15 protein-coding genes are annotated in these 14,746 nt (G+C 69.6%); 6 read left to right on the forward strand and 9 right to left on the reverse strand.

What is annotated here, in order from left to right; genetic code table 11:
• Positions 1-8: 8 nt before the first annotated feature.
• From ABGB14_RS33175 to ABGB14_RS33185, 3 genes are all read right to left on the reverse strand, one after another.
• Complete coding sequence (locus ABGB14_RS33175) at positions 9-770, reverse strand: NAD(P)-binding domain-containing protein (protein WP_347647785.1); 762 nt, start codon at positions 768-770, stop codon at positions 9-11.
• 223 nt (positions 771-993) lie between these two features.
• Positions 994-1,143, reverse strand: a complete 150-nt coding sequence (locus tag ABGB14_RS33180) for a hypothetical protein (protein ID WP_347647786.1) — start codon at positions 1,141-1,143, stop codon at positions 994-996.
• Between the two features lie 57 nt (positions 1,144-1,200).
• Entirely contained in the window at positions 1,201-1,836 is a 636-nt protein-coding gene (locus ABGB14_RS33185; protein ID WP_347647787.1) for a GntR family transcriptional regulator, read from the reverse strand.
• Positions 1,837-2,372: 536 nt separating this feature from the next.
• Between ABGB14_RS33185 and ABGB14_RS33190 the strand changes: the two genes are divergently transcribed.
• The 3 genes from ABGB14_RS33190 to ABGB14_RS33200 all read left to right on the forward strand — a co-directional run bounded on the left by ABGB14_RS33190 (position 2,373) and on the right by ABGB14_RS33200 (position 7,090).
• Positions 2,373-4,508: a PQQ-dependent sugar dehydrogenase gene (locus ABGB14_RS33190; RefSeq protein ID WP_347647788.1), complete on the forward strand. Its 2,136-nt coding sequence runs from the start codon at positions 2,373-2,375 to the stop codon at positions 4,506-4,508.
• Positions 4,509-4,517: 9 nt separating this feature from the next.
• Positions 4,518-5,414, forward strand: coding sequence for a sugar phosphate isomerase/epimerase (locus ABGB14_RS33195; RefSeq protein ID WP_347647789.1), 897 nt, complete (start codon positions 4,518-4,520; stop codon positions 5,412-5,414).
• A 146-nt stretch (positions 5,415-5,560) separates the two neighbouring features.
• Entirely contained in the window at positions 5,561-7,090 is a 1,530-nt protein-coding gene (locus tag ABGB14_RS33200) for an alpha/beta fold hydrolase (RefSeq protein WP_347647790.1), read from the forward strand.
• 21 nt (positions 7,091-7,111) lie between these two features.
• Here the strand turns inward: ABGB14_RS33200 and ABGB14_RS33205 are convergent, their stop codons facing one another.
• On the reverse strand, positions 7,112-7,261 hold the full coding sequence (locus ABGB14_RS33205) for a hypothetical protein (RefSeq protein WP_347647791.1): 150 nt from the start codon (positions 7,259-7,261) through the stop codon (positions 7,112-7,114).
• A gap of 49 nt (positions 7,262-7,310) precedes the next feature.
• Here ABGB14_RS33205 and ABGB14_RS33210 point away from each other — a divergent pair, with 49 nt between their 5' ends.
• Positions 7,311-7,715 carry a hypothetical protein gene (locus ABGB14_RS33210; protein ID WP_347647792.1) on the forward strand — a complete coding sequence of 135 codons (405 nt, stop codon included), beginning with the start codon at positions 7,311-7,313 and terminating at the stop codon, positions 7,713-7,715.
• A 68-nt stretch (positions 7,716-7,783) separates the two neighbouring features.
• Entirely contained in the window at positions 7,784-8,014 is a 231-nt protein-coding gene (locus ABGB14_RS33215) for a hypothetical protein (RefSeq protein ID WP_347647793.1), read from the forward strand.
• A gap of 70 nt (positions 8,015-8,084) precedes the next feature.
• Here ABGB14_RS33215 and ABGB14_RS33220 read toward each other — a convergent pair whose 3' ends face one another.
• Positions 8,085-8,939: an NAD(P)H-binding protein gene (locus tag ABGB14_RS33220; RefSeq protein ID WP_347647794.1), complete on the reverse strand. Its 855-nt coding sequence runs from the start codon at positions 8,937-8,939 to the stop codon at positions 8,085-8,087.
• Between the two features lie 83 nt (positions 8,940-9,022).
• Between ABGB14_RS33220 and ABGB14_RS33225 the strand changes: the two genes are divergently transcribed.
• Positions 9,023-9,979, forward strand: coding sequence for an AraC family transcriptional regulator (locus ABGB14_RS33225; RefSeq protein WP_347647795.1), 957 nt, complete (start codon positions 9,023-9,025; stop codon positions 9,977-9,979).
• 78 nt (positions 9,980-10,057) lie between these two features.
• Here ABGB14_RS33225 and ABGB14_RS33230 read toward each other — a convergent pair whose 3' ends face one another.
• The 4 genes from ABGB14_RS33230 to ABGB14_RS33245 form a co-directional block, all read right to left on the reverse strand.
• Positions 10,058-10,909, reverse strand: coding sequence for an SPFH domain-containing protein (locus tag ABGB14_RS33230; RefSeq protein WP_347647796.1), 852 nt, complete (start codon positions 10,907-10,909; stop codon positions 10,058-10,060).
• A gap of 90 nt (positions 10,910-10,999) precedes the next feature.
• Positions 11,000-11,932 carry a succinylglutamate desuccinylase/aspartoacylase family protein gene (locus ABGB14_RS33235; RefSeq protein WP_347647797.1) on the reverse strand — a complete coding sequence of 311 codons (933 nt, stop codon included), beginning with the start codon at positions 11,930-11,932 and terminating at the stop codon, positions 11,000-11,002.
• Positions 11,929-13,635 carry an ABC transporter permease subunit gene (locus ABGB14_RS33240; RefSeq protein ID WP_347647798.1) on the reverse strand — a complete coding sequence of 569 codons (1,707 nt, stop codon included), beginning with the start codon at positions 13,633-13,635 and terminating at the stop codon, positions 11,929-11,931. The genes ABGB14_RS33235 and ABGB14_RS33240 overlap by 4 nt, the downstream gene beginning before the upstream one ends.
• Before the next feature lie 13 nt (positions 13,636-13,648).
• Positions 13,649-14,746, reverse strand: coding sequence for an extracellular solute-binding protein (locus ABGB14_RS33245; protein ID WP_347647799.1), 1,098 nt, complete (start codon positions 14,744-14,746; stop codon positions 13,649-13,651).

Raw genomic sequence — 14,746 nt, forward strand, 5'->3', positions numbered from 1 at the left:
GGGGACGGTCAGTCCAGCAGTGAGGCGAGCCAGCTGCGGGAGGCTTCCATGACCCAGGAGGGCCGGCCGAGCTCCGCGAGGTAGCCTGCGGCGTCCTCGACCTCGTGCACCCGCCGGGCGGCGTGCACCTTGCTGCCCTCGACCAGCCGGTCGATCAGCTGGTCGACGTCGCCGGAGAGCTCGGCCACGATCTGCGCCCGCAGCCATTCCTGCTCGCCCGCGGCGACGGCGGCCGTCTCGCACTCCAGCATCAGCGCGGCCATGCCCTTCATGAAGACGCTGCGCAACAACTTCCTGGCGGCGGCCGCGCCCGCTCCGCCGGGGATGTTCTCCACGGGCACGGCGGCGGGCCGCACGAGGTCGGCGAACGTCCCGGCGCCGGTCCCGCTGGCCATCAGCGGGGTGCGCGCGCCCTGCCGGGGCACGGGCGCCAGCACCGCGACGTCGGCGAACCGGACGTCCTCGGCCGCGGCGAGCTCCGCCAGCGTGCGCTTCAGGGCCGGAGAACCGGTGTTGAGGTCGGCGTAGATAGCATGTTTCGGACAACCAGGAAGAGCCTGCCGGGCGACCGATTCCGCGGCGCGGGCGCCCACGAGGCTGAGGACGAGGTCGGCGCCGGCCACGGCCTCCTCCACGGAGGACACCTGCTCCACGTCGTCGCCGGCCTGCGCGTACGGATCGAAGCCCCGCACGTCGAAACCGGCCGCACGCAGGTCACGTGCGTAAATCCGACCAGCCTCGCCCAGTCCCAACATCGCGATCTTTGTCACGCCGGCTCCCGACCATCCTGTCGATGAAACAGTAGCCAGAATTGTTGACAATCTGATGGCCAATGTCAACCCTATTTCGGTCGAATGACCGGCGGATTTCCGGACCTGGTTGCGGGCATGCCGCCGAGCCGGGCCCCGGCTCATGGGCCCCGGCGTCTGCCGGCCACCCCACCGGCCGCCTCACCGGCCGCGACCCGCGATCTTGAAGTCCTGGCGGCGGGCGTCAGGACCCGGCGATCCTCAGGCTCTCCGGGACGATCTCCTCGTACGACGGGAACCGGTCGATCAGGCCGGTCTCGCGGTGGAACTCGACGGCGGTGTCGTAGGAGGCCCGGGCGAAACCGTGCGGTTTCGTTGAGCACGCCGACGTCAACGCAGCCCGGAGTAACAATCTGTGCGACAACCGTCAAGAGGCGGGCGGGCCGGGCGATTACCGCAACGACGTTCCCGCCGGTCGGGGATTCGTCGCCTTCAGGGCCTCGATCACGCTGGTGAGGTGGCGGCGGACCGCCCGCTCGGCCGCCCGGGCGTCACCGGCGCAGATCGCCTCGATGATCGCCAGATGCTCCGGCAGCGAGACGGCGGGGCGGCCGGGCTGGAGCGCCAGGCGGAACTGGTGGCGCACGCCCTGCGCGCGCAGCCGCTCCAGGACCCGCTCCGCGGTGCCCTGGCCGCTGAGGTCGCGGATCCGCCGGTGCAGCAGCTGGTTGGCCTCGGAGTAGCCGAGCACGTCGCCCATGGCCACGGCCGCCTCCATCCGGGCGCCGATCCCGCGCAGCTCCGCCGCGTCGGCGGCGGTCGCCCGCCCGGCCGCCTTGGCCGCGCACAGGCCCTCGACCACCATCCGCACCTCGGAGATCTCGATCGCCTCCTCCAGGGAGACGGTCCGCACCCGCGCGCCACGGTTCTGCACGCGCTCCACCAGCCCTTCGTTGGCCAGCTGGAGCAGCGCCGCGCGGACGGCGCTGCGGCCGGCGCCGAAGCGCGCGCTCAGGTCGGCCTCCACCAGGCGCTGGTCGGGCACGTATTCGCCCCTGACGATGGCATCGCGGATCTCGCCGAGCACGGCGTCCGCGTCGCTCTCCCCCCGCCGCGCGTGCTCAGGCCGAGCGCCGGCGCCGTGCTCGGAGGTGCCCGCAGGCCGCGCGAAGCACTTAGTCCGATCGGAGGCGAAAGTGCTCCAGCCAACGAAATTGGGGCCTCCTTGGCCGGCGGAAGCCGGGTTACATTCACGGTGCTTCGCTCTCTCTTGACCCCCCGAGCAGACCGAAGGGAGAGGCGTGACTCCTCCGCTTCCTGAAGGGAGCGGCTTCTCGCTGAGCCGCTTCCGCAGCCTGGCGAAGGGCGAGCCCTGCCCCCGAGATGTTGACCGCCGCGTTCGCGTCGGCGAGCGCGGCCTGCCCGCACGCCGTACAGGCGAACCCGGCCCACCTCTCATCACGCTCGGTAACGACAACGTCACGATATCTGCTGGCGCCGGCAAACAGGAAGGGCATCCGTGATGCGCGGACCCGACAGGTCAGGGCATGCTCGGGCCTTGGCGCCCCTCCCGCTCCCCATTCCCCCGTCGCCTCAGGGCGACGGCCCCCTCAGGAGGATCTGATGGGAACGAGAACCGTGATCGCGGCCATCGCTGCTGCGGCGATCCTCCTGCCGGCCGCCACCACGAACGCCGCCGCGACCGCCACCGCGACGGCCGCTGCGCCGGCCTCCGGGACGTCCGGAGGCGCGGCCCCGCCGCCCGACGACCAGTTCCAGAAGGTGACGCTGAACGACCATCCGGGCGAGCCCATGGACCTGGCGGTGTTACCGGACTCGCGGGTGCTGCACACCACCAGGAAGGGCGAGGTCTGGCTGCACGACCCCGAGACCGGCCTCAACACCCTGGCCGCGCGGCTCGACGTCTACCAGCACGACGAGGAAGGGCTGCAGAGCATCGCCCTCAGCCCCGGCTTCGGCCAGGGATCGAAGAAGGACGACTGGGTCTACCTCTACTACTCCCCGCCGCTCGACACCCCCGTCGACGACCCGGCCACCCCCGACGTCAACGAGGGCGACGCCCCGCTCACCGGCACGCCGGACGACTTCGCGCCCTTCAAGGGGCTGATCCGGCTGTCCCGATTCCGCCTCACCGGCGACACGATCGACCTGCGCACCGAGCAGCGCGTGCTGGACGTGCCGGTGGACCGCGGCATCTGCTGCCATGTCGGCGGCGACATCGTGTTCGACGCCCAGGGCAACCTCTACCTGTCGACCGGCGACGACACCAACCCGTTCTCCTCCGACGGCTTCACCCCGATCGACGAGCGGCCCGACCGCAACCCCGCCTTCGACGCCCAGCGCAGCTCCGGCAACACCGACGACCTGCGGGGCAAGATCCTGCGCGTCAAGGTCCGCGCGGACGGCTCGTACACGATCCCGCGCGGCAACCTCTTCAAGCCCGGCACGCCGCGCACCCGGCCGGAGATCTACGCGATGGGCCTGCGCAACCCCTTCAGGATCGAGCTCAACCGCTCCACCGGGGACCTGTACGTGGGCGACTACTCCCCCGACGAGCAGGAGGCCGACCCCCAGCGCGGCCCGGCGGGCACGGGCAAGTGGACGACGATCCGCAAGGCCGGCAACTACGGCTGGCCGTACTGCGCGACGGCGGGGCTCCCGTACGTCGACTACGACTTCGCGACCGGCGCGTCCGGCGCGGCGTTCGACTGCGCCGCGCCCGTCAACGAGTCGCCGCACAACACCGGCAGGCGCGAGCTGCCGCCGGTCGTGCAGCCGCAGGTGTGGTACTCGTACGGCCCCTCGGCGGAGTTCCCGCAGCTGGGCACCGGCGGCATCGGCCCGATGGCGGGCCCGGCCTACGACTACGACCGGCGTGACACGCACGGACGCACGGCGGTGGGCTGGCCGAAGCACTACGACGGCGTCCCGCTGTTCTACGAGTGGACCCGCGACTACGTGAAGGCGTTCCACCGTGACGGGCGCATCGAGGACGTGCTGCCGTCGCTCGTCTTCGACAACCCGATGGACATGGAGTTCGGCCCCGACGGCGCCCTCTACGTGCTGGAGTACGGCGACGGCTACTTCCAGGAGAACGAGGACGCCCAGCTGGCGCGCTACGACTACATCGGCAACACCGGCAACCACACTCCCGTCCCCGCGGCCACGGCGTCGGTGACGGCCGGCCACGCGCCGCTCGCCGTCGCCTTCACCGCCGACGGCACCACCGACGCCGACGGCGACCGGCTCAGCTACGCGTGGGACTTCGACGCCGACGGGCGGGTCGACTCCCGCCGCGCAGAGGGGTCGTTCACGTACGAGGAGAACGGCCTGTACGAGGCCACGCTGAAGGTCACCGACCGGCACGGCAGGTCGGCGGCGACGTCGGTGCGGATCGTGGTGGGCAACGCCACGCCGGTCGTGGAGCTGGTCAGGCCCGTGGACGGCGACCCGTTCACGTTCGGCGACGTGGTCGAGTTCGAGGTGCGGGTCACCGATGACCAGGAGGTCGACTGCGCCGACGTGACCGTGGACTACATCCTCGGCCACGACGACCACGGCCATCCGCAGACGACGGCCCGCGGCTGCACCGGCTCCATCCAGACCACCGAGCCGAGCGGGCACGACCCGGAGACCGACGAGCTGACCGGCGTCTTCGTCGCCACCTACACCGACCCCGGCGGCGATCTGCCGCCGCTGACCGGCACCGACAGGGTCGTGCTCCAGCCCACGCGATAGGAGATCCCCATGTGTTACGGCTACGGCCCCAGCAGGCGCTCGCTGCTGGCGGCGGGACTCGGGCTCGGGACGGCGGCCATCGCCGGCGCCGCCTCACCCGCCGCCGCCACGCCGCCCCACCACAACCGCAAGCACCGCATCCCGCCGGGCCAGATCAGCATGCAGCTCTGGACGGTGCGCGACGACCTCGCCCAGAACTACGACGCCACGCTCACCTACCTGGCCGAGATCGGCTACCCCAAGGTCGAGCTGGCGCTGGGCTATTTCGGCCGTACGGCCAAGCAGCTGCGTGAGTTCCTCGACGGGATCGGCATCCGCTCCACCTCCAGCCACGACGACATCAGCGCCGACGACGCCGGGCTGGAAACCAAGATCGAGAACGCGCTGACGCTCGGCCAGTCGTTCATGGTCGTGCCCTACCTGAACTCCGGCAGCGAGGACCAGTGGAAGGCCTGGGCCGAGCGCATGAACGTGGAGGCGGCCGCCGCGCGCAAGGCCGGGCTGCGCTACGGCTACCACAACCACGCCCACGAGTTCACCATCGACCTCGGGGGCGGCAGGACGCCCTGGGACGTGCTCACCTCAGAGCTCGATCCGCGCCTGGTCCACCTGGAGATCGACCTCTACTGGGCGGTCACCGGCGGCGTCGGGCGCGGCGAGCGCGATCCGGTGCGTTTCACGCTCGACGTGATCCGCCGGGCGCCGCAGCGGGTCCTGCAGTTCCACGTCAAGGACCGGCATCTCGACGGCGACATGGCCGACCTCGGCACCGGGACGATCGACTTCCGGCGGATCTTCGACAAGCACCGGGTGATCGAGTACATCGTCGAGAACGACACCCCCGACGTGACGCCCCGGCGTACGGCGGAGGTCGGGTACCGCTACCTGCGGAAGGTGCGGTTCTAGGGACGCCTGGCCCTCACCCGGCACGGGTGGGGGCCGGCTCGGAAACGCAGCGGAAACGGCCGCTGGTGCACAACTGAGAAGCCCGGAATTCCCGGCACACCGCGGTGTCGTCTCCGCGGTGCGTTCCTTCCGAAGGACTTCGAGTTGTGAATCGCACGACAGCGGCCGGCATGACCGGCATGACCTTGGGAGCTCTGCTGACGGGCTCCGTCGTCCTCGCCTCGCCGACCGCGGCGGTGAGCGCCTGGACCAAGCCCTCCGCCGTCGATTGGGCGACGTGCCCTGCGTTTTCGGACGACGAGCTGGGCAGAAAGTTGTCCGAGGAGCAGCTCGCCAAGGCCAGGCAACTGGTTGACCGCATGGAGTGCGGAACCATCAGCGTCCCCCGTGACTACGACGACCCGCGCGGCGAGCAGATCACCGTTGCTCTGACCCGGCTGAAGGCCACCGACCAGAAGCGCCGGCTCGGCACCATGGTGCTCAACCCCGGAGGACCGGGCGGCAGCGGCTATCTGATGCCCGTCGAGTTCGTCGCCACGGGCGTCGAGCTGGACGACCGCTACGACCTGATCGGATTCGACCCTCGGGGTGTGGGCCGGAGCACCAAGGCCGACTGCTCCGACGGCGGCCAGGGCGGACGGCCGCAGCCGGGCCCGGTCACGAAGGAGCAGGCCAGGAAGGCCTACGACCAGACGGTCAAGCGGAACAAGGCGTGCGCCGAGTCGAACCCCGAGCTCATCGGGCAGCTCACCACCGAGAACGCGGCCCATGACGTCGACAGGATCCGCGCCGCGCTGGGCGAGAAGAAGATCAGCTTCTACGGCGTCTCCTGGGGCGGATGGCTCGGCACCGTCCTGCGCAGCATCCACGGCGGCAAGATCGCCCGGATGTGGCTCGACAGCCCGGCACCGCCCTACTCCAGGACGGACGTCGCCACGGAGTTGCGCGCCGAGGCCACCGACCGCAACTTCCGGCGCATGGCCGCCTGGATCGCCGAGCGGAACGACGAGTACGGACTCGGCACGACCCGCCGGCAGGTGGTGTCGGCGGTGGAGAAGATGCGGAAGTCGTATGACGAGGAGCCTCTGACCTTCACCGACATCGACCTCACCGTGGACGGTGCCCTGATCTCCCAGGCCGCGGGCAGCCCGAGCTTCAACTGGTCCCAGATGGCCCAGGTGCTGAGCGAACTGCGGGACGCCGAAGGGCCGAACGCCCCGCCGACGGTCAGGAAGGTGTTCGGCAGCCCGCCGTCCGGCGCGCCCTCCGGCACCGACAAGACGGCGAACCTCGCGTACCACTGCAACGAGGATCTGGGCTCGCGCTCGTTCGAGTCGGCCTGGAACGCCTACCAGAAGCGCCTGAAGCGCTATCCGGTGACCGGCAGGACCACCCCCGTCGCGCCGGCGTGCGCGGGATGGCCGCTGGCGGTCAACAAGACGCCGCTCAAGCGCCACGGCGGCTCGTTGATGTTGTCGGGCCACCGGTACGAGAACCTGTCGCCGTGGGAGGGCGTCGTCGCCACGCAGAAGACCATCGGCGGCACCTTGGTGCGCATGGACGACGACGTGCACGGCTCCGCCATCAAGGTGCCCGGCTGCGTCACGAAGGTGCTCGCGTACTTCGAGACCGGCCGGACCACCGACTCGTGCCCCACACGCCCGGAACCGGCCTGACCGGGCGGCTGTCCTCAGGGGTCAGTCGAACTGGAAGGTGGCGACGACCGGGGCGTGGTCCGATTCGGGATACTTGCGATCGACGGCGAAGGCGGCCGACTCGTCGTGCAGGAGCTCGTTGTAGATCTCGGAGCCCAGGTAGTTCGCCAGCAGGTTGCGGGTGATGAGCATGTGGTCGAACATGTTGCCCCGGCCCTGGTGGAAAAGGGTGTAGCGGGCCGTGGCGGGGACTGTCTGTGTCGATCTTCTGACCGGGGATCTCGGTGGGCAGCTTGGATTTCAGGTGCACGTTGATGACGTGCAGTCGCCGGCCGCCGCCCTGGTCGAGTTCGACGTGCAGGATGGGCCGCTCGACGGTGATGTCGATGGCCGCCTGGTCGGGCGGAACGGAGGTCAGGTGTTTGTAGCTGGGCGTGGCCACCAGGTCGTTGCGCAGCTGCCGGTGGTTCAGCACGGGCAGCTGGGTGGCCACCACCAGGTTGCGCTAGTCATAGACCCCGTCGCCCGCCGGCTTGCTGCTGACCAGCGTCGAGCCGTCGAGATTGGTGCCCCCGCATCGTCCAGGCTGCTCCGACGTCACCGGCCGCTTCGCGATCCGGATCGCCACCCGTCGTCAACCCCCTGACCTGCACAAACACCGTTTTCAATGCGAAGATCGAGATATTTTCCCCTGAAACAGCGCATACTGTATCAATGACGTCAAACCGATCCGCACCTCGGCGACGCCTTCCCGGGAGCCCGTTCAACGTCCCCGAAGTCGCCCCGCCCCCGCTCGAGAGCTTCGTCCTGCAGGACATGGTGAGCCATGACACCTACGGCCTCGGTTCGGTCGTCGGGGTCGAGGAAGGCGTCGCCGTCCTCGTCGACTTCGGCGCCCAGACCCGCCGCATCGCCGCGCCGTACCCCAAGCTCTTCAAGCTCTGAGGCCCCGGCTCGCCTGACCCGGCGGACAGGCGCCGACCGGGGGTGGGCCGCTCAGTGCCCGTGTAGCACGTCAGGCTCCACCAGAGGACTGAGCGTGGGTATCCCAGACACCGGTTGCTGCGGTTTGGTGCGCGTAATCCGCGAAGTCGCGGGGCGGCCGGCCAAGAATGCGCTCGACGGTGTCGGTCACGTTGGACCTACGGCCGTCGAAGACCTCGACCATCAGGCCGGCCAGTTGCGTCGCGTACTCGGCCGGTACGCCTCGTCCGGTCAGGGATGAGACGAACTCCTCAGGACTGAGCGGCAGATACCGAACCTCCCTGCGGGTCGCCCTCGCTATCTCGCTGACGGCATCGCCGAAGGTGAGCAGTCGTGGTCCGGTCACTTCGTGGATCCGGCCGGCATGGTCGTTCTCCGTCAGCGCCGCAACGGCGACATCCGCGATGTCCTCTGCGTCAGTGAACGGTTCCGCGACATCGCCAGCCGGAAGCGCGACCACACCGGCGCGGACCATCTCTACGAGGAACCCCTCGCTGAAGTTCTGGGTGATGAAGCCCACCCGCACGATGGTCCACTCCGCACCCGAGTCCCGCACCGCCTGTTCACACCGCTCGGCCTCGGCAGAACCGCGGTCAGCAAGCAGAACGAGGCGCCGGACGCCGCAGGCCACCGCCAGGTCTGCGAAGGAACCCACGGTCCTGGCCGCACCGGGGAACGCCGCATCAGGATAGAAGGCCACATAAGCCGCGTCCATGCCTCGCAGCGCGGGTTCCCATGTGGTGTCGTCCTGCCAGTCGAAAGGCGGCTCGGCACGCCGTGAGCCCATGTGTACCGGCACTTCACGCGCTACGAGCCCGGACACGACGCGGCGTCCGGTCTTACCGGTCCCCGCGAGGACCAACGTCGTTGGAGCAGTCGCTGTCATGATCCACAGTCCACCAGTACGTCGTGTTCACCGGCCATGCTCGAGGCTCGCGTATCCATAATGGTGCGTCTTACACTGCGCCAGTGGACCCCTTGTCGACCCTGCTCGACGGAGCCAGAGCCAGGGACGCGTATGTGCTGCGGACCATCCAGAGCCCACCGTGGTCGGTGCAGGTACAGGACAGGGCACCGCTCAGCGTGGTCGCCACCCTGCGCGGGATGCCCTGGGTAGTGCCCAGCGCCGGCGATGCGGTCCGACTGGACGCAGGCGATATCGCGGTGATGCGTGGCCCGGACACGTTCACCTTCGCCGATGATCCCCGCACTCCGATCCAGGTAGTCGTTCAGCCAGGCCCCCGACGCACGACCCGAGCCAGCCCGGGGTCGCCCGAGGTCGCCGACACCGGGGTGCGCACTTGGGCCAACGGCATGCGAACCTGTGGTGACGGCCCGGATCACTCGACGGTGCTGCTCATCGGCAAATACCAGGCGCCAGGCGAGATCGCCACGCGCCTGCTCAACGCGTTGCCGCCGCTTCTGGTCATCCCCCGGGCCGCCCACAGCGGATCTGTGCTGGTGTCGCTACTCGCCGAGGAGACCGTGCGGAACGAGCCGGGCCAAGATCTCGTACTCGACCGACTTCTGGATTCCCTGCTCGTCGCGCTCCTCCGCACATGGTTCATCCGGCCCGATGCCGATGCGCCAGCCTGGTACCGAGCCAGCCAGGATCCCGTCGTCGGGCCTGCCCTGCGACTCATGCACGGCCACCTGGACCATCCCTGGACGGTGGCTGCGCTCGCCGGGCGGACCGGAGTGTCCCGAGCGACGCTGGCCCGCCGCTTCACCGATCTCATCGGTATGCCACCCATGGCATACCTCACAGGACGGCGCATCGACCTGGCCGCCGATCTCCTTGAGGACTCAGACGCCACGATTGACTCCATAGCCCGTCAGGTCGGTTACGGGAGCGCGTTCGCGTTCAGCGCCGCCTTCAAACGAGCCCGGGGGATCAGTCCACAACGCCACCGCGACCGGACGTGACCGCCATGGGTCGCCGGCTCGGGCGATCCGCGCCCGCTCCGATCGATCTGACGATCAGTCTGTACACGGGCGCTCAGTTCACTTCCGACCCTGGTTCGGCGTGACGTTGATCTGGCCGCTGTCGGAGACGATGATCTGGATGCGCCCGTCCTTGACGGCCTGCCACATGACCGCGCCCTGCGCGCCGAGCACGTCCTTCAGCGCCTTGATGGCCTCCAGTTCGGTGCGCGCCTTCTCGTTCTTCGCCTTCTGCGCCGTGTTCTCCTCCTGAGCCTGCTGTACGGCGGCCATCGCCTCGCGCACCTTCAGCGGCGGCTGCGGCTGCTGCAGCGTGACCGAGAACTTGTCGAAGAAGGCGGTGCCGCCCTGTTCGCGCAGGAACTGCCCCATGTACTCGGCGACCTTCGCCTCCCACTGCTGCTTGGCCTGCGGGTCGCGGTAGGTCAGCTCGCGCCAGGCGAACTCCTTGCTGGCCGCGTCGAGGGCCCGGTCGAGCGGCTGCCCGATGTAGACGCTGAGCAGTTTGTCCCAGCCCTCGTCGGTGTCGGCGTCGTACTTCAGCCCGATCTGCTCGTGGAACTGCCGCAACGTCTTGCAGTCGCTGGTGAGCGAGAACGTGACGACGCCGGACACCCGCATCTCCAGCGGGTCCTTGGTCCACATCGTCAGCGGCCCGGACTCGGCCCCCGGCTTCGTCTTCTCCCCTTCCGGATCATTGGGGTCGGCGGCGAACTCGAACGTGCGCTGGCCGGCCGGATAGACGTAACCCTGGTCTCCCGGGCCGGACACGTCGCGCACGCCCGGCTCGACGCAGTTCTGGAACGTGGTGTCGGAGAAGATGCCCGCGTCGTAGACGATGCCCTTCTGGTCGGGCTCGGGGGTGGTGATCGAGCAACCGGCGACCAGAAAGGCGGCGGCTAACGATGTCATGACGGTGGTGTGCCTCATACCCGATGACGGTAGTACGCATCACGGCGACGCTGCGTGACGCTTCGGCATCCCTCCACGCGTCCCTGTCGCTCAGCCCGGGTCGGCCGGCTTGGCGGTGGCCCCGTCGGCGACCATGAAGCCGTAGTCGCCGGGCGCGACGTTGGTCAGGTGCTCGCGGCCGAGGACCAGGATGCTCGGCTCGTACGGCGCGGTGATCACTTCGAGCTCCTCGGACGTGTACGGGCTGACGACCTTGGCCAGCACCGTGCCCTTGGGGACGCGCTCGCCCAGGCGTGCGGCGCCGAAGTCCGACAGCACGGTGCCGCCGACGGTGGGCCTGAGCGTGGTCAGCGTGTCCACGACCACCTGGTCCTCCGGCGGCGCCACCGGGTCGCCCGGCAGCATGCCGACGGCGCGCAGGACGTTCAGCGTGCCGTCGACGCCCCGCCTCAGGTAGTGCTCGATGCGCTGGCCGCCGCCGCCGAGCTCGCTGACCATGCAGCGCACGCCCTTCTCCAGCGCCCAGCCGGTGGCCGACCCGCCGTACGGGTGGCCGCGGTAGAGCACGGACGTGCCGTACGCGCGCGACATCTCGGCGCCGGCGTCGTGCAGGTAGGCGTACTCGACGGTGGCGAAGTTGCCGCCCGAGTGGAAGTCGATGAAGTAGTCGGCGCCCTCCAGGATCCCGGAGAGCACGGCGGCCAGCTGCTCGGTGACGCTGCCGCCCCTGTCGCCGGGGAAGATGCGGTTGAGGTTGACGCCGTCGAGCGGCGTGTTGCGGGTCAGCGCCTGGTGGGCGTACGGGTTGGCCACGGGGACCGCGACGACGGTGCCGCTGAGATGGGCGGGGTCGATGGCATCCAGGAGGCGGCGGACCGTCTCCGATCCCATCGGCTCGTCGCCGTGGATGCCGCCGAACATCACCATGCGCGGGCCGTCGGAGGCGCCTCGCAGGGTGTGCACGGTCAGCTCCAGGCGGTGGCCACTGGCCAGGGTGGTCACCGGGATCTGTTCGACGGTCATGCGGAGGTTCCTTCCTTCACTTTCTCTACGGGTTCTTCTGGGGAGGTGGTCAGCGAGGAGAACACGCCGGAGCGGGCCAGCAGCACCGCGACGGTCGCGGCGACGGCCAGGGCGGCGACGATGAGCAGGGTGGAGAGCGCGGCCAGCGTCGGGTCCTGAAATTTCTGCATGTAGACGAACATCCAGACCGGCAGCGTGTTCTGGTCGGGCGAGAGCAGGAAGACCGTCATGTCGACCTCGTCGAAGCTCACCACGAACGCGAACAGCGCGGCCGCGATCAGCGCGGGCCTGACCTGCGGCAGCGTGGCCAGCCGGAAGGCCCGCAGCGGCGCGGCCCCCAGATCCTTGGCGGCCGCGTCGAGGGTGGCGTCGGCCCGCATCAGCGCCGCCGTCACCACGATGACGACGAACGGCAGCACGATCACGGTGTGCGTCACGACCAGGCCGGCCACCCCGCCGAACAGGCCCAGCCGGTGCAGGTAGATGAACCCGGCGAAGCCGAAGGCCACCTTGGGCACGACGGTGGGCGAGAGCACGAACGACTGCAGCGGCCCGCGCCCCGGCATGCGGTGCCGGACCAGCGCCACCGCGACGGCCGTGCCGATGACCATGGCGAGGACGGTGGCCGCGATCGCCACCTCCAGGCTCAGCAGGGTCGCCGCGCCCAGCCCTTCCTGCTCGAAGAGGTTGGCGTACCACTTGGCCGACAGCCCCGGCGGCGGCCACGTGCCGTACGAGACGGACGAGAACGAGTTGATGACGATGATGACCAGCGGCAGCAGCACGTAGGCGTAGACGATCGCGAGCCACACGCTCCAGCCGCGCGCTCCGGTGGAGGCCGCGCCCGCCGCCGTCACCCCGCCCTGCTCGGCCCGCCCGCTGCGCCGCTGCAGCCAGCCGAAGACGCCCAGCGCGACGACGGCCAGCGCGAGCAGCGCGTACGACGACACCGCCGCGAGCGGCCAGTCGACGTTGTTGACGTTGTCGTAGATCTCGGTGGCCAGCACGTTCACCCGCCCGCCGCCGAGCAGGCTGGGCGTGGCGAACGAGCTGATCGACAGCGCGAACACCAGCTGTGCCCCGCCGATCAGGCCGGGCATGGTCAGCGGCAGCGTGACCTTGACGAAGCGCAGGAACGCGCCCGCGCCGAGGTCGCCCGCCGCCTCCCCGAACGCCGGGTCGAGCTGCCCGAGCGACTGGGTGATCGGGAAGACCATGAACGGCAGCAGGATGTGCACCAGCGCGATCACCACGGACGAGCGCTCGTAGAGCAGCTCCACGGGGCCGAGCCCGGCCGGTTCGAGCAGGCTGTTGAGCACCCCGCTGTCGCCCAGGATCAGCTCCCAGCCGTAGGTGCGGGACACGACGCTGGTCAGCAGCGGGGCGAAGATGATGAACAGGCCCACGTAACGCCACCGCGACCGCCGCACCCGGTGCAGGGCGTAGGCCGTGGGATAGCCGACCACCGCGGCGGCGACCGTGGTGATCAGGCCGAGCACCACGGTCTCCCTGACGATCTGCCAGTGGTAGCCGCCCGTCAGGAACGTCTGCCAGGTGGCCGTGGTGTGCGCGATGTCGGTGCCGTCGGGCAGATACTGGTGGAAGCTGTATTCGAGCAGGGTGAGCATGGCCCCTGCGAACACACCGGCCAGCAGGACGACGCTGGGCGCCGCCAGCAGGTAGGCCGTGCGATGTCTGCGCATGTCGCCGGGCCTCTCAGATGCGCGAGGCGACGTCGGTTTCCCAGCGTTTCTGCCACTCGGCGTTGTTGCGTCCCACGATGCCGTAGTCGATCTGCTGGAACCCGTCGCTGGTCGCCTTGCTGAAGGCGGGCAGCCCGGCCAGGTTCTCGGGCAGCTCGGCCTTGGTGTTGGCGGGCACCTCGACGCTCGTCTCCGCCCAGCGGGCGCACCACTTGGGCGAGAGCATCTCGTTGATGATGTCGTGGATGGCCTCGAGCTGGCTCTGCGACTGGCCCGCGACGGCCTGGAGGTTGACCGGCAGCGGGATCGCGCCCTCCTTGGGCACGACGTACGCCAGCGGGGCGCCGGAGTTGATCCACTGCTGTCCGGTGCCGGCGAAGTAGGCGGTCAGCGGCGCGGTGCCGTTGCTGAGCACGTTGAGGTACTGCGGGTTCGACTCGACCAGCAGCCGGATCTGCCCGGCCTCGCGCTTCCACAACTCCCAGCCGGGCTCCATGTTCTCCAGGCCGCCGCCGTTGAGCTTGGCGGCCATGTAGACGGCGTACCAGGGGAAGGAGAAGAACGCGACCTTTCCCTGGTGGGCGTGGTTCCACAGGTCGGCCCACGAGCCGGGGGCCCGCGCGATCTCCTGCTTGTTGTAGAGCAGGCCGAGCTGGTCGATGCCGATGCCGATCCCGATGCCGTCGTCGTAGCGGAACCGCTCGTCGATGTCGGCGGCGTTGCTCATCGCCGCGTAGTCGAGCTTGGTGAACATCTTGTCGTCGGCGCCCTGGACGGAGGTCTGGGCGTTGAAGAAGCCGAAGTTGACCAGCGGCCGGTCGGGGGCGGCCTTCTTCTGGGCCAGCATCTTGGTGTAGCCGACGGAGTTCGACTGCTCGTAGATCTTGAGCTCGACGTTCTTGTGGGAGGCCATGTACTCCTTGGCGAACTCCTTGGGCATCTTGCCGAGGTCGCCGCCCAGGAAGGCGAACATGGTCAGGGTGAGCTTGCCGCCCTTCGACGCGGACGGCGCGGCGGACTGGGGGGACACGCTGCCGCAGGCCGTGGCGAGCGCCAGGCCCGCCGTTCCGGCCGCGGTACCGAGAAACCGGCGTCGCGAGATATCCGTCAT

This window comes from Nonomuraea sp. B10E15 (assembly GCF_039871615.1).
GTDB lineage: Bacteria > Actinomycetota > Actinomycetes > Streptosporangiales > Streptosporangiaceae > Nonomuraea.